Consider the following 19228-nt stretch of genomic DNA (forward strand, 5'->3'; position numbering starts at 1 on the left):
GCGTTGCTGAGCGGAGGCCTTCCAGAGCTCAAGGAGCTACTGGAGCAGGCGGAGACCAGCGCCGTCACCAGCACGACAGAAGCGGTCACACGGCCGGGACCGACCCTCACCGATGGGCGTGCCCACCAACACGGACGCCCTTCAGCACATGCCTCCGTGCACGACGGCGGCGCAAGATCCGGGAAATAGCAAAAGCCCCAGGTCACGGCGAGTGAGTCCTGGGGCTTCTACAGAGCCGCCTTCGGGATTCGAACCCGAGACCTACGCATTACGAGTGCGTTGCTCTGGCCAGCTGAGCTAAGGCGGCACCGCTGGTTAGACAAGCATTCCCTTCGAGAGGGGCGCTCATCAGCAGCGGCGCTAAGTCTACAGGGTGTGAGGGGGTGCCCTGAACCGCGTTCTGTTCGGGTGAGGCGAACTTCACCCATGGGGGCAGTCTGCGCATATCTGGCACCGGCTGGCTGCCGGGCGGGGCGCCGGTCCCGCAGGTGTTCCGGGAGCCTCGCAGCGGTGTGCCCGGCGGCTCAGCACTTCTTGCCGTCCGTAGGGGCCTTGCCCTCCAGTAGGTAGCGGTTGATCGAGGAGTCGATGCAGTCGCTGCCGCGCCCGTACGCCGTGTGGCCGTCGCCGTCGTAGGTGAGCAGGGTGCCCGACTCCAGCTGGGCCGCCAGTGCCTGCGCCCACTTGTACGGGGTCGCCGGGTCGCGGGTGGTGCCCACGACCACGATCGGCGGGGCTCCCTTCGCGGTCAGCGGCTTCGCCTGGCCCGTGGCCTTCACCGGCCAGTACGTGCAGTTCAGCGAGGCCCAGGCCAGGCCCTCGCCGAAGACCGGGGAGGCCTTCTCGAAGGAGGGCAGAGCGGCCTCGACCGCTTCCGGGCCGGTGAAGGCCGGGGGCTGGTCAAGGCAGTTCACGGCGGCGTTCGCGAACATCAGGTTGGCGTACTTGCCGTCCGGCTCGCGCTCGTAGTAGCTGTCGGCCAGGCTCAGCAGGCTGGACCCGTCGCCGTTCATCGCGGCGGTGAGCGCCTCGCGCAGCTGCGGCCAGGCGCTCTCGTCGTACAGCGCCGCGATCACGCCGGTGGTCGCGAGGGACTCGCCCAGCGGACGGGCCGCCTCCCCCGTCGGCACGGGGTGCGCGTCGACCTTGTGGAAGAACTCCTTCAGGCGCGCCGCGACCTCCCGGGGACCGCCCTTGCCCAGCGGGCAGTCGGGCTGCTTCGCGCAGTCCTCGGCGAAGGCGGTGAAGGCGGTCTCGAAGCCCTCGGTCTGGTCCCGGTTCAGATCCACCGCGGACCGTGCCGGGTCCATCGCGCCGTCCAGGACCATCCGGCCGACCCGCTGGGGGAAGAGGTCCGCGTAGGTCGCCCCCAGGAAGGTGCCGTACGAGGCCCCGACGTACGTCAGCTTCTCGTCGCCGAGCACCGCGCGGAGCAGGTCCATGTCCCGGGCGGCGTCGACGGTGGAGACGTGCGGCAGGATCCGCTGCGAGCGGGTCTGGCAGCCCGCCGCGAACTCCTTGAAGGCGCGCACCAGCTCGGCCCGCTCCGCCGGGTCGTCCGGGGTCTGGTCCACCTGCGTGTACTCGTCCATGGCCGGGCCGGTCAGGCACTCGACGGGGCTGCTGCGGTCCACTCCGCGCGGGTCGAAGGAGACCATGTCGTAGCGGGCGCGGACCGGCGCGGGATAGCCGATGCCCGCGTACGCCTGGAGGTAGCCGATGCCGGAACCTCCCGGGCCACCGGGATTGACCACCAGCGAGCCGAGCCGCTTGCCGGGGCCCGTGGCCGCCCGGCGCGCCACCGCGATGTCGACGTCCTGGCCGGAGCCGGGGTTCGCGTAGTCCAGCGGGGCCTTCATGGTCGCGCACTGGAAACCGGGGACGCCGCAGTCCCGCCAGGCCAGCTTCTGCTGGTAGTACAGGCGCAGCGCGGCCTCGTCGGGGGACGGCTGCGGCGACGGCGTGCCGGAGCCTCCCGCGGAAGACGCGGCGGCCCGGGGTCCCCCCGGCCCGCCCGAGGTGCACCCGGAGAGCAGCAGCCCGGCGGCTGCGATCACGGTCCCGGTGGTACGCAGCAGGCGACTGGTGTCCATCCTCGGAGCGTACGGCCTGTCGGCGGGGGTCAGGCGGCTCCCCGCACCGGTCCCCCGCGCGCCTTCCGCGGACGGCACCGGGCAGGACACGGACGGCGACCGTCCCGGCGCGGCGGCCGGTCCGCCCGTACGGGTGAACCCGTCAACCGGGCCTGGACCCCGGTCGGGGCGGGGTGGCCCGTGTAAGGCCGCGCCCCCCTCGCGAGGCCAGTCCTTCGCGGGTCAGCCCGCGCGCAGGGACATCGTCATCGCCTCGACGGCGAGGAGCGGGGCCACGTTCCGGTCGAGGGCGTCCCGGCAGGCGATGATCGCCTCGATCCGGCGCAGGGTCCGCTCGGGACCCGAGGCCCGGGCGATCCGGTCGAGGTCCGGCCGTATCTCCTCGTTGGCGATGGCCACCGACGAGCCGAGCTGGAGCGCCAGCACGTCCCGGTAGAAACCGGTGAGGTCCGTCAGCGCCAGGTCGAGGGTGTCGCGCTGCGTACGCGTACGGCGGCGCTTCTGCCGGTCCTCCAGCTCCTTCATCACGCCCGCCGTGCCGCGCGGCATCCGGCTGCCGGACCCGCCCGCTCCGGCCCCGAGCGCGGCCCGCAGCTCCTCGGTCTCCTTGGTGTCGACCTCCTCCGCGACCTGCTTGGCGTCCTCGGCGGCGGCGTCGACCAGCTCCTGCGCGGCCTTGAGGCAACCACCCACGTCATCGATGCGCAGCGGCAGCTTCAGTACGGCGGCGCGGCGCGAGCGGGCGGACTCGTCGGTCGCGAGCCGCCGGGCCCGGCCGATGTGCCCCTGGGTCGCCCGGGCGGCGGCCGCGGCGACGGCGGGCTCGATGCCGTCACGCCGGACGAGCACCTCGGCGACGGCGTCGACGGGCGGCGTCCGCAGCGTCAGGTGCCGGCAGCGGGAGCGGATCGTCGGCAGCACGTCCTCCAGCGAGGGGGAGCAGAGCAGCCACACCGTACGCGGAGCGGGCTCCTCCACGGCCTTCAGGAGCACGTTGCCGGCGCCCTCGGTGAGCCGGTCGGCGTCCTCCATGACGATGACCTGCCAGCGGCCCACGGCCGGCGAGAGCTGCGCCCGGCGGACCAGGTCGCGGGTCTCCTTGACGCCGATGGACAGGAGATCGGTGCGGACGACCTGCACATCGGAGTGCGTGCCGATCAGGGCGGTGTGGCAGCCGTCGCAGAAACCGCAGCCGGGCTCACCGCCGAGGGCGCGGTCCGGGCTCGTGCACTGCAGGGCGGCCGCGAAGGCCCGGGCGGCGGTGGACCGCCCGGAGCCGGGCGGCCCGGTGAACAGCCAGGCATGGGTCATCTTGGACGCCGCGGGCGGTGCGGTCCCGTCCGTGATGGCCGTGACCAGGGCGTCAGCGTCGCGGGCGGCGGCGGCCAGCTGCGTCTGGACCCGCTCCTGTCCCACCAGGTCGTCCCATACGGGCATCCCGCCCACCACCTTTCACTCTCCGTGCACCCATTGTGGCGGGCGCCACTGACAATCCGGTTCCGCCGAGGTCAGCGGCGGCGGCGCGGCCCGCGTTCGCCGTGTCCGGCGTCGTCGCCGTCCTCGTCGTCCCGGTGGCGCCCCAGCAGCTCGTCCGCGAGCGTCGGCAGATCGTCCAGAGGGGTCTCCTCGGCCCAGTCCGGGCGAGCGCGGCGCGGGCGGCCGTCTTCGCCGAGGACGGGAAGCTCCCGCGTCCGGTCGTTGCCCGAGTCCCGGACGTCGTTGCCCGAGTCCCGGAAGATGTCGGACGGCACCCGGTCGGCCGGGTTCTCCTCGGAGCGCCGGGCCGTCGGCCGCGAGGCGGACCGGGCCTGGCCGGCGCCGCTCCCAGTGCCACGGCCACTACCGCTCCCACTCCCGCCACCGCGCGAACCGCTCTGACCGCCGGTCTGCGGGCCGTCCGGGCGCACGGGCGGCAGCACCGCCGTCTCGTCGGCCGGGCCGACCCTCGGCAGCACCGAGGTCTCCGCGGCGGCCACGGAAGCGCCGTCCCGGCCGGCCGCCGGGTCGGCCTTGGGCACCGGCACGGTCTGGGTGACGTCGTCCGGCCGGACGACCCGCTTGACCAGCGGGGTCTCCACCGTCACCGCGTCGTCCGGGTGCGGGTACTGCGGTTCCTTCGTCATGGGCACCTTCGGAGCAGGCTCCGCCACGGGAGCCGCCGCCGCCACGGGAGCCGCTGCCGCCGCGGCGGCCGCAGCAGCAGCGGCCGCAGCCTTCGCCGCCGCCTCCGCCGTCGCGGCCTCGACCAGCCGACGCTCCTCCTCGGCCTTCAGCAGGGCCTCCTCGGCGCGCCGCTGCTTCTCCAGCCGCCGCTCCTCGGCCTCGGCCCGCAGCCGGGCCTCCTCCTCGGCCTGCTTGCGCAGCCGCTCCTGCTCCGCCGCGCGCGCCTTCTCCTCGGCCTCCCGGCGCAACCGCTCGGCCTCGGCCCGGGCCCGGGCCTCCTCCTCGGCGCGCAGCCGCTCCTCCTGCGCCCTGCGGGCGGCCTCCGCCTCGGCCTTGATACGCGCTTCCTCGGCCTCGCGGGCCTTGCGGGCCTCCTCCTCGGCGCGCAGCCGCTCCTCCTCCGCCTTGCGCGCCGCCTCCTCCTCGGCCTTGCGCCGCGCCTCCTCCTCGGCGAGCCGACGGGCCTCCGCCTGCGCGGCCACCTCGGCCTCGGAGAGCGGAAGCATCCGGTCCAGCCGGTGCCGTACGACGGTGGTCACCGACTGCGGATCCTGGCCGGCGTCGACCACCAGATAGCGGCCGGGGTCGGACGCGGCGAGCGTCAGGAACCCGGACCGCACCCGCTGGTGGAACTCCGCCGGCTCCGACTCCAGCCGGTCGGGCGCCTCCGTGAACCGCTCCCGCGCCGCCTCCGGCGACACGTCGAGCAGCACGGTGAGATGCGGAACGAGCCCGTCGGTCGCCCAGCGCGAGATACGGGCGATCTCCGTCGGGGACAGGTCGCGGCCGGCACCCTGATAGGCGACCGAGGAGTCGATGTAGCGGTCGGAGATGACGACGGCGCCGCGCTCCAGGGCCGGGCGCACCACCGTGTCCACGTGTTCCGCGCGGTCGGCGGCGTACAGCAGCGCCTCGGCGCGGTTCGAGAGTCCGGCCGAGGACACGTCGAGCAGGATCGAGCGCAGCCGCTTGCCGACCGGGGTCGCTCCCGGCTCGCGGGTCACCACGACCTCGTGGCCCTTGCCCCGTATCCACTCGGCCAGTGCCTCGACCTGAGTGGACTTGCCGGCTCCGTCGCCGCCCTCCAGGGCGATGAAGAACCCGGTGGCGGACGGGGCCTGGACGGGTTCCCCACCGCGCAGCGCCTCGCGCAGGTCCCGCCGCAACGGGACGCCGCTGCGGTCGTCCGCCTTCGTCAGCACCACCACGGCGACCGGCAGCAGCAGGGCGCCGACCAGCATCAGGGTGAAGGCGGCGCCGCCGTGCGCGAAGACGATCTCGGCGCCGGTCAGCCGGTGCGGGCCGATCACCGCGGCCAGGACCGGGGCGATGACGGCGCCGAGCGCGATGGCGACCCGTACGGCCGCGTGGAGGTGCTCGGTGACCCGGGACCGGCGCAGCTCCTCGGTCTCCTGGTCCAGCAGCGTGTGGCCGGTGTTGGCCGCGACGCCCGCGGCGGCGCCGGCGAGCAGCGACAGGAACAGCACGGTCGCCGTGTCCGGGACGAGGCCCGCCAGCAGCAGCGCGACGCCGACCACCGCTATGGCCAGCGCCAGCTGCCGGCGCCGGGACAGCCCGGGCAGCACCTTGCCGGCCTGGTTCGCGCGGATGCCGACGGCGGTGCCGCCGACCAGCGCGAGGACGAACAGCGCGAACGCGGCCGGGCCGCCGCCCAGGTCGACGGCGTGCAGGACGGACACGGCGACGGCGCTGGACACCGCTGCGGCGACCGCGGCGCAGGCCAGCACGAGGAGGGGGATGGCACCCGTACGGCCCTTGTCCGCACGGTCGCCCGCCTTCGGCGCGCGCAGGCCCTCCAGCGGGGACCTCGTCCGCGGGGTCGCCGCGGCGGGCAGCACGAGCGGGAGCAGCAGCGAGACCGACGCGGCGAAGAGGCCGGAGGCGACGTACGAGCCGAGCGCGGCCTGGTTCGCGGCGAACCAGGCCACGCCGAGCCCGAGGGCCTTGCCGACCAGGGTCGCGACGAGCAGCGCGGCGGCCGCGACGGGCAGCGCCCCGAAGGCCGTACGCAGCGTCAGGCGCCGCAGCGCGTCCAGGTGGTCCGGGAGCGGCCGCACGGTCGCCCCCTCCGGCGGCGGCGCGGGCAGCAGGGCGGGCGCCGCGCTTTCCTTGGCCAGCGTCCACAGCCGCTCGGCGGCGCCGGAGACGAAGACGGTGGCCAGCAGCGCGGTGAGCGCGTGGGCCGGGATCCAGTCGAGCCACAGCGGGGCGACGACGAAGAGCCCGAGGCGGACCCCGTCGGCTCCGATCATCGTCCAGCGGCGGTCCAGCTTGCCGCCCGGGGCGAGGAGCCCGGAGAGGGGGCCGAGGAGGACCGCGCCGAAGACCAGGGTGGCGAGGATCCGGACGCCGAAGACCGCGGCGACGGCCAGGGCCGCGCCTTGGTACCCGCCGCCGAAGCTCTCTTCGGAGGCCGCTGCCTGGAGTGCCAGGAGGACCAGCACCAGGAGGGCGAGGGCGTCGCCGATTGCGCTCACCAGCTGGGCGCTCCACAGCCGTCGCAGCCGGGGAGTGCGCAGCAGTGCGCGCACCGCACGCTCGCGGGAATCCGCGGCTAGGGCTTCGTCGTAGGTGGGGTTCGCCGGGGCGGTCACGACCGCCGGCTGCTCGGCTCGCGTCATCCGCCCAGCCTATCCGCTGCGCTTGGCGGGTGCGGAAGCCTGTGGACAAGGTCCGCTGTGACCCCGGCCCCACCCCTCCCGGGGCTCCCGCCCCGCGGCCCGCCCGGGACCCCGGCGCGGTCGACGCGTGCGGCGCCGCCGCGCAAGCGGCCCGGGCTGCGCCCGGCTTTCGGGGCTTCGCCCCGGACCCCGCCTCAAACGCCGACGGGGCTGGAACAGCCGTGAGCGGCTACTCGTCCGCCGGGGTCGCTGCCGCCTTCTTCGCCACGGTCTTCTTGGCGGTCGTCTTCTTGGCCGCCGTCGTCTTCTTCGCGGCGGCGGTCTTCGTCGCCGTCGCCTTCTTCGCCGGGGCCTTCTTGGCGGGGGCCTTCTTGGCGGGAGCCTTCTTCGCCGTCTTCTTGGCCGGGCCCTTGGCCCGCTTCTCCGCGAGCAGCTCGTAGCCCCGCTCCGGCGTGATCGTCTCGACGTCGTCGTCCCGCCGCAGCGTCGCGTTCGTCTCGCCGTCCGTCACGTACGGGCCGAAGCGGCCGTCCTTGACCACCACCGGCTTCTGGCTGACCGGGTCCGTGCCCAGTTCCTTCAGCGGCGGCTTGGCCGCGGCGCGGCCCCGCTGCTTCGGCTGCGCGTAGATGGCCAGGGCCTCGTCCAGCGTGATCGAGAAGAGCTGGTCCTCGGTCTCCAGGGACCGCGAGTCCGTGCCCTTCTTCAGGTACGGGCCGTAGCGGCCGTTCTGGGCCGTGATCTCCACGCCCTCCGCGTCGACGCCGACCACGCGCGGCAGCGACATGAGCTTCAGCGCGTCGTCCAGCGTGACCGTGTCCAGGCTCATCGACTTGAAGAGCGATGCCGTCCGCGGCTTGACCGCGTTCTTGCCCGTCTTCGGTGTGCCCTCGGGCAGGATCTCCGTCACATACGGCCCGTAGCGACCGTCCTTCGCGACGATTTCATTCCCGCTGACCGGGTCCTTGCCGAGCTCGAACTCGCCGCTCGGCTTCGCGAACAGCTCCTCCGCGTACTCGACCGTCAGCTCGTCCGGAGCCATGTCGTCCGGGACGTCGGCCCGCTGGTGGCCCTCCGCGTCCTTCTCGCCGCGCTCGACGTACGGCCCGTAGCGGCCGACCCGCAGCACGATGCCTTCACCGACCGGGAAGGAGGAGATCTCCCGGGCGTCGATCGCGCCGAGGTCCGTGACCAGCTCCTTGAGGCCGCCGAGCGCGTCGCCGTCGGCCGGTACGACCTCCGAGGCGTCCTCCGCGCCGAAGTAGAACCGCTTCAGCCACGGCACGGACTGGGCCTCGCCCCGCGCGATGCGGTCGAGGTCGTCCTCCATCTTCGCGGTGAAGTCGTAGTCGACGAGCCGGCCGAAGTGCGTCTCCAGCAGGTTCACCACGGCGAACGAGAGGAACGACGGCACGAGCGCCGTGCCCTTCTTGAAGACGTAGCCGCGGTCCAGGATCGTGCCGATGATCGACGCGTACGTCGACGGGCGGCCGATCTCGCGCTCTTCGAGCTCCTTGACCAGCGAGGCCTCGGTGTAGCGGGCCGGCGGCTTGGTCGAGTGGCCGTCCGCCGTGATCTCCTCGGCGGTGAGCGCGTCGCCCTCCGCGACCTGCGGAAGGCGCTTCTCGCGGTCGTCGAGCTCCGCGTTCGGGTCGTCCGCGCCCTCGACGTACGCCTTCATGAAGCCGTGGAAGGTGATCGTCTTGCCGGAGGCGGTGAACTCGGCGTCGCGTCCGTCCGAAGCGCGGCCGCCGATCTTGACGGTCACCGAGTTGCCGACCGCGTCCTTCATCTGGGAGGCGACGGTCCGCTTCCAGATCAGCTCGTAGAGGCGGAACTGGTCGCCGGTCAGACCCGTCTCGGCGGGGGTGCGGAAACGATCACCCGAAGGCCGGATCGCCTCGTGCGCCTCCTGCGCGTTCTTGACCTTGCCGGCGTAGACGCGCGGCTTCTCCGGCAGGTAGTCGGCCCCGTAGAGCTGCGTGACCTGCGCCCGGGCCGCCGACACCGCGGTGTCGGACAGCGTCGTGGAGTCGGTACGCATGTAGGTGATGAAGCCGTTCTCGTACAGCTTCTGCGCCACCTGCATCGTCGCCTTCGCACCGAAGCCCAGCTTGCGCGAGGCCTCCTGCTGGAGCGTCGTCGTACGGAACGGCGCGTACGGAGAACGGCGGTACGGCTTGGACTCGACCGACCGGACGGCGAAGGAGCTGTCCTCCAGGGCGGCGGCGAGCGCCCGGGCGCCCTGCTCGTCGAGGTGCAGCACCTCGCTCTTGAGCTGCCCGGTGGAGCTGAAGTCACGACCCTGCGCGACGCGCTTGCCGTCCACCGTGTTCAGGCGGGCGACCAGCGTCGACGGGTCGGAGGCGTCTCCGGCGCGGCCGGTGGAGAAGGTGCCGGTCAGGTCCCAGTACTCGGCGGAGCGGAAGGCGATGCGCTCGCGCTCCCGCTCGACGACCATGCGGGTGGCGACGGATTGGACGCGGCCGGCCGACAGGCGCGGCATGACCTTCTTCCACAGGACCGGCGAGACCTCGTAGCCGTAGAGGCGGTCGAGGATGCGGCGGGTCTCCTGGGCGTCGACCATGCGCTGGTTGAGCTCGCGCGGGTTGGCGACGGCGTCGCGGATCGCGTCCTTGGTGATCTCGTGGAAGACCATCCGGTGGACGGGGACCTTGGGCTTGAGGACTTCCTGCAGGTGCCACGCGATGGCTTCGCCCTCGCGGTCCTCATCGGTGGCGAGGAAGAGTTCGTCGGACTCGGCCAGCAGCTCCTTGAGCTTCCTGACCTGGGCCTTCTTGTCCGCGTTGACGACGTAGATCGGCTGGAAGTCGTGCTCGACGTCCACGCCGAGGCGGCGGACCTCGCCGGTGTACTTGTCGGGAACCTCGGCCGCGCCGTTCGGGAGGTCGCGGATGTGCCCGACGCTCGCCTCGACGACGTATCCGGGGCCGAGGTAGCCCTTGATCGTCTTCGCCTTGGCTGGGGACTCGACGATGACGAGTCGGCGGCCGCCCTTTGCGGTCTCGCTAGTCGGGGACAACTTGGCTCTTCTCTCCGGTCGGCACTCGGTCGCAGTACGGCGACGCTGCGGAGTGTGACGGTACAACCCGCCCCCGTGTCAAACGGCAGAAGCCCGCAACGGCCACTCGAACGGTAACCCGACAAGTGCCGTTTCTGCCGCCCGGATGTCGCGGCGGAGCCTTACCGATCACCGGGCCGGGTGGCCGGGGGGCCGTCTGGCCCCGCTCCGGCGCTGTGTCCCGCGCCGCCCCCGAGGGCCGGATCCGGGCCGGTCGCAGCCCCGCGCCGCACCCGCGGGGCGCGCCGTGACGCGAGGGCCGGCCGGGGCCGCCGACCGGCCGCGGCCCCGGTACGACCACGACGGGGCGCGCGCCTCCCGCCACCGGTGCACGGTGTGGGGCGCGCGCCCCCGTCCTGGCCTGTTGAGCGGCCCCGAACTGCAGGAACACCGTCGCGGCGAAGATCGCCGGACCGTCCTCCCCGCGGTTCCCCTCTTCCCCCGGGCCGCCCTCGGGATCCCCCCGGATCCCGCTGCGCAGGACACTGCCAGCCGGGGGGATACAGCGGGCGAACCCCGGGTTACATTCCGGTGCCGGCTAGTGCGCGGGCCCCGCCACGGGCTCCAGGAAACCTTGCTCGACCAGCATCCGGATGGCCTCCGGAGTCCGGTCCCGCAGGACGACCGGGTCCTCCTGCATCAGCTGCGCGATCGCGTCCAGGATCCGGCCGGCGGTCAGTGAGCCGTCACACACTCCGGCGAAGCCCGCGCCGACGGTGTCGACCTTGGTGGCGCGCCGCATCCCGCGGTGCTGCCGGAGCACGACGTGCTCCGGATCCTCCGCGCCGGGAGCGCCGACCTGCTCCTGGACCACTTCCGCGGCCAGGGTGAAACGGGCCTCCAGCAGGGCCGCGTCGTCGTGCTCGCGCAGGTAGTCCTGGCGGGCGAAGTGGGCCAGGACGCTCTCGCCGAGCGGCTGCTCCACCGTGTGCGGCCACTCCTCGATCACGATCGAGGGCTCGGGCGCGTCGGAACGACGCAGGGTGATCCAGCCGAAGCCGACGGACTTCGTCTTGCGGGCCTCGAACTCGTCCAGCCAGTCCTCGTACCGGCGCGCGTACTCGGCGGGGTCGCTCTGATGGTCGCCCGCGTCGCGCAGCCACAGCTCCGCGTACTGCGTCACGTCCTGTACGTCACGCTGCACGATCCAGGCATCGCAGCCGCGCGGCACCCAGGAGCGGAGCCGGTCCTGCCAGTCCTCGCCGTCCACGTGCTGCCAGTTGCCGAGGAACTGCGCGTAGCCGCCCGGGTTGAGGTGGGCTCCGGCCTGCTGGACCAGGGTCCGGCACAGGTCGTCGCCGCCCATGCCGCCGTCGCGGTACGTCAGCCGGGCGCCGGGTGAGATCACGAACGGCGGGTTCGACACGATCAGGTCGTACGTGGCCTCCCCGACCGGCTCGAAGAGCGACCCCGTGAGGAGCTCGGCCTCGGGCGCGCCGGACAGGGCCAGCGTCAGACGGGTGAATTCCAGGGCCCTGGGGTTGACGTCGGTGGCGGTGACCCGGGTGGCGTGCTGGGCGGCGTGCAGCGCCTGGATGCCCGAGCCGGTGCCGAGGTCGAGCGCGGAGCCGACCGGGGTGCGGACGGTGATCCCGGCCAGGGTGGTGGAGGCGCCGCCGACCCCGAGGACCACCCCCGTGCCCGGCTGGCGCCCCCGGCTGCCGATGCCGCCGGCCCCGCCGACGGCGCAGCCGAGGTCGGAGACGATGAACCAATCCTCGCCGTCGGGGCCTCCGTACGGGCGGACGTCGACGGTGGCGTGCACCTCGTCGCCCTCGCTGCGCAGCCAGCCGTCGGCCAGGGCCGCCTCGACGGGCAGCGCGGCCTCGGCGTGCACGTACGGCACGGGCTGCTGGAGCAGGAACAGCAGGACCAGGCCCGCGAGCGGGCTGTCGCCGCCGCCACGGGTGGCACGCAGGGCGGGAACCGTCTCGCTGCGGGCCAGCGCGGCGTAGGCGGGGGCGCCGAGCAGGTCGAGCAGGCCGTCGGCGGTGAAACCGGCGGCCAGCAGGGCGCTGCGGAGCTCGGCGGCGTGGGCGGGCGTGGGAAGGCTGCTGGTACTCACGGGTCCATTGTGTCCGCTGGCGCCCGTCCTGCGGGTCAGCCCGGGCCCGGTTGCGCGAAAGGGCGGCCGCGGGCCCCTTGCGGGACCCCGGCCGCCCTGACGGACGTACGCGGCGGGCCTGGCAGGCGTACCGGCCGGGCTGACCGGCGTACCGGCTGGGCCTGAGCGGCGTACCAGCCGACCCGACCGGCGTACCGGCTGCCCCGCCCTGCGTACCAGCCGGGCTGACCGGCGTACCGGCTCGGCGCGTTACTTGGGCGAGGGCGACGGCGCCGCGACCTGGCAGCCCTTCTGGCTGTTGATCGCCTTGTCCAGACCGCCCGCGTTCAGCGTGGCCACCGCGTCCTTGCCGCCCTTGGTGGCCTCCTCCAGGCCGCCCGCGACCTCCTTGAGGCCGTCGGCGAACTTCGTCTGGTCCTTGGGGTCGAGGGCGTCCATCTTCGTCTTCAGGTCGGCGTAGCCCTTGGAGGCCGCCTCGAAGCCCTTGACCGCCGAGTCCAGGGTCGCCTGGCCGTTCTTGACCGGCGGAACTCCCGCCTCCCCCAGGGCGCTCCCCATCTCCTTGTACGACTCCGTCATGGTCCCGAACGCCGCGGAGTCGGCCTTCTGGACCTCCTCGGGCTTACTGCTCTCGGTCGCCACCCGCTTGATCTCGGCGTTGGCCGTCTCGATCTTCTTGAGTTCGGGCTGCCACTGGTCGCAGACCTTCTTGGCCCAGGCGTTGGCCTTCTCGTCGCCGTCGTCCCCGCCGCAGCCGGACAGGACGAGCATCAGCACCGCACTGCCCGACAACGCGGCCGCAAGCTTCTTGTTCACCGGATTGGTCCCTTCGAAGGCTCTCGGCCCGGAAGATACACGGCCGCCATCAGGCCACGCACAAAGGCGGACAGACGGCGCGTCAGTCCGCGCCGCCTGTCCGCCGTTCGGGCGTACGGCCGGCCCTGCCCGGCTCTGCCCGTCCTGCTGCCCGGGCTCGGGTCAGGAGACAGTCGCGGGGTCGGCCGACTGGGCCACCCGCTCGGCGGCTCCGCCCTCGGTCTCGTCACCGACGGCGATGCCCCGGCGCTTGGAGATGTACACCGCGCCGATGATGACGGTGATCGCGAGGATGGCGACCACGGCCCGTACGGCCGGGCTGGTGTCCTCGCCGTAGCTGAACTGCACGACGGCGGGGGCGATCAGCAGCGCCACCAGGTTCATGACCTTGAGCAGCGGGTTGATCGCGGGACCGGCGGTGTCCTTGAACGGGTCGCCGACCGTGTCACCGATGACGACCGCGGCGTGGGCCTCGCTGCCCTTGCCGCCGTGGTGACCGTCCTCGACGAGCTTCTTCGCGTTGTCCCACGCGCCGCCGGAGTTGGCGAGGAACACCGCCATCAGCGTGCCCGTGCCGATGGCGCCGGCGAGGAAGGAGCCGAGGGCGCCCACGCCGAGGGAGAAGCCCACGGCGATGGGGGTGAGGACGGCGAGCAGGCCGGGCGTGGCGAGCTCGCGCAGCGCGTCCTTGGTGCAGATGTCGACGACGCGCCCGTACTCGGGCTTCTCGCTGTAGTCCATGATCCCCGGGTGCTCGCGGAACTGGCGGCGCACCTCGTAGACCACGGCGCCCGCGGAGCGGGAGACCGCGTTGATGGCCAGACCGGAGAACAGGAACACGACGGCGGCGCCCAGGATCAGCCCGACCAGGTTGTTGGGCTGGGCGATGTCGAGGCTGAGGTTCATCTCCCCGGCCTTGGCACCGACGTCCTTGACCGCGGTGGCGATCGCGTCGTTGTACGAGCCGAAGAGCGCGGCCGCGGCGAGGACGGCCGTGGCGATGGCGATGCCCTTGGTGATGGCCTTGGTGGTGTTGCCGACGGCGTCCAGGTCGGTCAGGACCTGCGCGCCGGCGCCCTGGACGTCGCCGGACATCTCGGCGATGCCCTGGGCGTTGTCGGAGACGGGCCCGAAGGTGTCCATGGCGACGATGACGCCGACGGTGGTGAGCAGGCCGGTGCCGGCCAGGGCCACCGCGAAGAGCGCGAGCATGATCGACGTACCGCCGAGCAGGAACGCGCCGTAGACGCCGAGGCCGATGAGCAGCGCCGTGTAGACGGCGGACTCCAGGCCGACGGAGATGCCGGCGAGGACGACGGTGGCCGCGCCGGTGAGGGAGGACTTCCCGATGTCCCGGACGGGGCGCCGGTTGGTCTCGGTGAAGTAGCCGGTGAGCTGCTGGATCAGGGCCGCGAGCACGATGCCGATGGCGACGGCGACGACGGCCAGGACGCGCGGGTCACCGGAGTGGTTGGTGATCGCGGGGTTCTCGACGCCCGCGAGCTCCTTGTAGGTGGCCGGCAGGTAGGCGTAGACGGCGATCGCGACCAGCACCAGGGAGATCACGGCGGAGATGAAGAAGCCGCGGTTGATGGCGGTCATGCCGCTGCGGTCGGACCGGCGCGGGGAGACCGCGAAGATGCCGATCATCGCGGTGATCACGCCGATCGCGGGGACGATCAGCGGGAAGGCGAGGCCCAGGTCGCCGAAGGCGGCCTTGCCGAGGATGAGCGCGGCCACCAGGGTGACGGCGTAGGACTCGAAGAGGTCGGCCGCCATTCCGGCGCAGTCTCCGACGTTGTCGCCCACGTTGTCGGCGATGGTCGCGGCATTGCGCGGGTCGTCCTCCGGAATGCCCTGCTCGACCTTGCCGACCAGGTCGGCGCCGACGTCGGCGGCCTTGGTGAAGATGCCGCCGCCCACGCGCATGAACATCGCGATCAGGGCGGCGCCGAGGCCGAAGCCCTCCAGGACCTTGGGTGCGTCGGCCGCGTAGACCAGGACGACGCAGGAGGCGCCGAGCAGGCCGAGGCCGACGGTGAACATGCCGACCACGCCGCCCGTACGGAAGGCGATCTTCATCGCCTTGTGGGAGACCTCGGTCAGGTCCTTGGCGGGTTCGCCCTCGGCCGGGGTGGCCTCGCGGGCGGCTGCGGCGACGCGGACGTTGGCACGGACCGCGAGGCGCATGCCGATGTAACCGGTGGCCGCGGAGAAGAGGGCGCCGACGAGGAAGAAGGCGGATCGTCCGGCCCGCTGGTTCCAGTCGTCGGCGGGGAGCAGGAAGAGAAGGAAGAAGACCACGACGGCGAAGACGCCGAGGGTGCGCAACTGCCGTCCGAGGTAGGCGTTGGCGCCTTCCTGGACGGCGGCGGCGATCTTCTTCATGCTGTCGGTTCCCTCGTCGGCGGCGAGGACCTGGCGGACCAGGATCTGCGCGACGACGAGCGCGGCGAGTGCCACGACCGCAATGACGATCACGATGAGCCGATTGTCATCGGTGAGTACTGCGGCTGCCAGATCAGTGGTGCGATCCGGCGCGATAGGGGTGAAGAGCCCCGTCATTCGTCCTCCTTGACGTGATGAGCTCAAGATGTGGACGGATTGTAGGGAGCGCGCCCCGATCAAAACAGTGGGCAGGAAGCGGAATTGGCGCGCTCTCGCTTCTCAGCAATAGATCGCGTCACTCCATTACCCTCGAAAGCGGTAATGGGGCAAAGGCATTGACGCCTGATCATTTGATCTAGAGAAATGAAAAAGGCCCTGCTCGGCAGGGCCTTGATAAAGATCGGAAGATACGATGGGCGTGCGCGCGATGGATCTTCCGGGCGGTTACGGGCGGCGGATCTTCCGGGTCTTACGGGCGGCGGACCTCACGGAAGGTCGGAGGCCCCGGAGACGGGCCAGCTCATGCGGATGGTCCCGCCCGACTCGCCCGTGGTCACCTCGACATCGTCGACGAGCCCGCTGATCACGGCGAGACCCATCTCGTCCTCGGCTTCGACGTCGGCGTCCAGGACGGCGTCGATGCCGGAGACGGTGTCGCCCGGGCCGCCACCCGGGCCGGGGACCTCGTCGCCGACCTCGATGGAGAACAGCTTGTCCTCCTCGGTCAGCACCACCCGGACGGGCGCGGTCAGCCCGTTGCTGCGATGGAGTCCGACGGCACGCGAGCAGGCCTCGCCCACGGCGAGGCGAACCTCGTCGAGGACGGCTTCCTCCACACCGGCCCGGCGTGCCACGGCGGCCGCGACCAGGCGGGCCGTCCGGACGTGTTCGGGCTGGGCGCTGAAGCGCAGTTCAACGGTGGCCATGCGCGTCCCCCTCGGACTACGGGCGTGCCTTGACAGGGGCCCGGGCCACCCGTGGCCCGGTACCCCTTCTCTCCTCGTCGACTCCCTGCGGCCCGCGGGCCGCCAGAAGACGCCTGGAGCCGTCAGTCGGTGGCGTTGACGGCGTCTTCCACCGTGGTGTGGATGGGGAACACCTTGGTCAGACCGGTGATTCGGAAGATCTTCAGGATGCGCTCCTGGTTGCACACCAGACGCAGCGAGCCCTCGTGCGCACGAACGCGCTTGAGGCCTCCCACGAGCACACCGAGGCCGGTGGAGTCGAGGAAGTCCACTCGCTCCATGTCGACAACCAGGTGGTAGCTGCCGTCGTTCACCAACTCGACCAACTGCTCGCGCAGCTTGGGCGCGGTATACACATCAATCTCGCCACCGACCTCTACGACCGTACGGTCGCCGACAGTGCGAGTCGACAGGGACAGGTCCACGGATCCTCCAGCACCTTGCTATCGAGCGGCGCCCCCCAGGGGCCTCCCCACCCGAAGGTGGGCGAGGGATTGGCTGCCGCGATGGCATTCAATCACTTACCGGCAGGCGCGCACGACGCCTTCGGACCATTGTCCCGCAAGCCGGTGACACACTCGGTTCCGATGGCCCATACTCACCGTCCCGGTCGGCCCACGGCAACCGCGGACCACCGACCCACCCCCGGCACGGTCCTGGACCGCCTGTCACGGGGGCCTTCCCGAGCTGCGCGCATCACCCATACGGAGCACTTGCCCCCTCGGGCGGGTCGTCATGCAGTGTGGCCCGACCGCATCCGAACGGATGTCGTAGCAGCCATCCAGGCCGCCGGAATCGAACACCCGTGGGAGCATCAGGCCGCGGCCGCCGAGCACGCCCTGGACGGCGAATCGGTGGTCGTCGCCACCGGCACCGCCTCCGGCAAGTCCCTGGCGTACCTGGCGCCCGTGCTCTCGGCCCTGGCGGACGGCGCCGAGGCCCCGAACGGCCGGGGCGCGACCGCCCTGTACCTGGCCCCCACCAAGGCCCTGGCGGCCGACCAGCGGCGCGCCGTTCGGGAGCTGGCCGCCCCGCTGGGCAACGCCGTACGGCCCGCGGTCTACGACGGGGACACGCCCGTCGAGGAACGCGAGTGGGTACGCCAGTACGCGAACTACGTCCTGACCAACCCCGACATGCTGCACCGCGGGATCCTCCCCTCCCACCCCCGCTGGGCCTCCTTCCTGCGCTCGCTGCGCTACGTCGTGATCGACGAGTGCCACACCTACCGCGGGGTCTTCGGCTCGCACGTGGCCCAGGTACTGCGCCGGCTGCGGCGGCTGTGCGCCCGCTACGGCTCGCAGCCGGTCTTCCTGCTGGCCTCCGCCACCGCCAGCGACCCGGCGGCGGCCGCGTCACGGCTGACCGGCATGCGGGTGATCGAGATCACGGACGACGCCTCCCCGCGCGGCGAAGTGGTCTTCGCCCTGTGGGAGCCGCCGCTGCTCACCGAGCTGCGGGGCGAGAGGGGCGCGCCGGTACGCCGCACCGCCACCGCCGAGACCGCCGACCTGCTGACCGACCTGGTCGTGCAGGGGGTCCGTACGGTCGCCTTCGTCCGCTCCCGGCGCGGCGCCGAGCTGATTTCCGTGATCGCCCAGGAACGGCTCGCCCATGTGGACCGCTCCCTCGTCCGGCGTGTCGCCGCCTACCGGGGCGGCTACCTGCCCGAGGAGCGCCGGGCCCTGGAGCGGGCCCTGCACTCCGGCGAACTGCTGGGCCTGGCCGCCACGACCGCCCTGGAGCTGGGCGTGGACGTCTCGGGCCTGGACGCCGTGCTGATCACCGGCTACCCGGGCACCCGGGCCTCCCTGTGGCAGCAGGCCGGCCGCGCCGGACGCGCGGGGCAGGGCGCCCTGGCCGTGCTGATCGCCCGGGACGACCCCCTGGACACCTACCTCGTCCACCATCCCGAGGCGCTGTTCCGCCAACCGGTGGAAGCCACCGTGCTGGACCCCGACAACCCGTACGTCCTGGCCCCCCACCTGTGCGCGGCGGCGGCGGAGCTGCCGCTGACCGAGGCGGACCTGGAACTCTTCGGCCCGGCGACCGAGGACCTCCTGCCCCAGCTCGAAGCGGCGAAGCTGCTGCGCCGCCGGGCGACGGCCTGGCACTGGACCCGGCGGGAGCGCGCCTCGGACCTGACCGACATCCGGGGCGGCGGCGGCCGCCCGGTGCAGATCGTCGAGGCCGCGACCGGCCGGCTGCTGGGCACCGTCGACGAGTCGGCGGCCCACACCGCCGTCCACGACGGGGCCGTCCACCTGCACCAGGGCCGCACGTACCTCGTGCAGCACCTGGACCTGGAGGACTCGGTGGCCCTCGTGGAGGAGGCGAACCCGCCCTTCTCCACCACCGCCCGCGACACCACCTCCATCTCCATCCTGGAGACCGAGACCGAGATCCCGTGGGGCTCGGCCCGGCTCTGCTTCGGTTCCGTCGAGGTCACCAACCAGGTCGTCTCCTATCTACGGCGCAAACTGATCACCGGCGAGGTCCTGGGCGAGGCCAAACTGGACCTTCCGCCCCGGACGCTGCGCACCCGCGCCGTGTGGTGGACGGTGACCGAGGACCAGCTCGACGAGGCCCGGATCAATCCGGAGATCCTCGGCGGCGCCCTGCACGCCGCCGAGCACGCCTCCATCGGCCTGCTCCCGCTGTTCGCCACCTGCGACCGCTGGGACATCGGCGGCGTCTCCGTGCCGCTGCACCCCGACACCCTCCTGCCCACGGTCTTCGTCTACGACGGCCACCCCGGCGGCGCCGGCTTCTCGGAGCGCGCCTTCCACACGGCCCGCGCCTGGCTGACGGCGACCCGCGACGCGATCGCCGCCTGTGAGTGCGAGGCGGGCTGCCCTTCCTGCATCCAGTCCCCCAAGTGCGGCAACGGCAACGACCCCCTCCACAAGCGCGGCGCCATCCGCCTCCTCTCCCGGCTCCTCGCCCAAGCCCCGGACAGCCCTCCTCCCGCGCCCTGAACGGGCCCTGACCCCCTCCTGGCCCACCCGGCGCCC

10 protein-coding genes and 1 tRNA gene are annotated in these 19228 nt (G+C 72.6%); 1 reads left to right on the forward strand and 10 read right to left on the reverse strand.

Annotated features, from left to right (window positions below):
• Positions 1-233: 233 nt before the first annotated feature.
• The 10 genes from AC07DU_RS21465 to bldG form a co-directional block, all read right to left on the reverse strand.
• A tRNA-Thr gene (locus AC07DU_RS21465) sits at positions 234-307 on the reverse strand.
• 217 nt (positions 308-524) lie between these two features.
• The gene (locus AC07DU_RS21470; protein ID WP_479112932.1) at positions 525-2093 is read right to left on the reverse strand and encodes an alpha/beta hydrolase; all 1569 of its coding nucleotides are present in this window, start codon (positions 2091-2093) and stop codon (positions 525-527) included.
• A gap of 222 nt (positions 2094-2315) precedes the next feature.
• Positions 2316-3530, reverse strand: a complete 1215-nt coding sequence (locus tag AC07DU_RS21475) for a DNA polymerase III subunit delta' (RefSeq protein ID WP_360895037.1) — start codon at positions 3528-3530, stop codon at positions 2316-2318.
• A 71-nt stretch (positions 3531-3601) separates the two neighbouring features.
• Entirely contained in the window at positions 3602-6898 is a 3297-nt protein-coding gene (tmk, locus tag AC07DU_RS21480; protein WP_479112934.1) for a dTMP kinase, read from the reverse strand.
• Positions 6899-7127: 229 nt separating this feature from the next.
• Positions 7128-9941 carry a type I DNA topoisomerase gene (gene topA / locus AC07DU_RS21485; RefSeq protein WP_479112936.1) on the reverse strand — a complete coding sequence of 938 codons (2814 nt, stop codon included), beginning with the start codon at positions 9939-9941 and terminating at the stop codon, positions 7128-7130.
• A gap of 577 nt (positions 9942-10518) precedes the next feature.
• A complete protein-coding gene (locus tag AC07DU_RS21490) occupies positions 10519-12045 on the reverse strand; it encodes a DUF7059 domain-containing protein (protein ID WP_479112938.1) in 1527 nt (508 codons plus the stop codon).
• Positions 12046-12294: 249 nt separating this feature from the next.
• A complete protein-coding gene (locus tag AC07DU_RS21495) occupies positions 12295-12861 on the reverse strand; it encodes a small secreted protein (RefSeq protein WP_360895048.1) in 567 nt (188 codons plus the stop codon).
• 162 nt (positions 12862-13023) lie between these two features.
• Positions 13024-15426 carry a sodium-translocating pyrophosphatase gene (locus AC07DU_RS21500; protein WP_360895050.1) on the reverse strand — a complete coding sequence of 801 codons (2403 nt, stop codon included), beginning with the start codon at positions 15424-15426 and terminating at the stop codon, positions 13024-13026.
• 308 nt (positions 15427-15734) lie between these two features.
• Positions 15735-16175 carry an ATP-binding protein gene (locus AC07DU_RS21505; RefSeq protein WP_360895053.1) on the reverse strand — a complete coding sequence of 147 codons (441 nt, stop codon included), beginning with the start codon at positions 16173-16175 and terminating at the stop codon, positions 15735-15737.
• 122 nt (positions 16176-16297) lie between these two features.
• On the reverse strand, positions 16298-16639 hold the full coding sequence (gene bldG, locus AC07DU_RS21510; RefSeq protein ID WP_008743037.1) for an anti-sigma factor antagonist BldG: 342 nt from the start codon (positions 16637-16639) through the stop codon (positions 16298-16300).
• A gap of 81 nt (positions 16640-16720) precedes the next feature.
• Between bldG and AC07DU_RS21515 the strand changes: the two genes are divergently transcribed.
• On the forward strand, positions 16721-19192 hold the full coding sequence (locus AC07DU_RS21515) for a DEAD/DEAH box helicase (RefSeq protein ID WP_360895056.1): 2472 nt from the start codon (positions 16721-16723) through the stop codon (positions 19190-19192).
• The last annotated feature ends 36 nt before the right edge of the window (positions 19193-19228 follow it).

Source organism: Streptomyces sp. NPDC045695 (assembly GCF_056432025.1).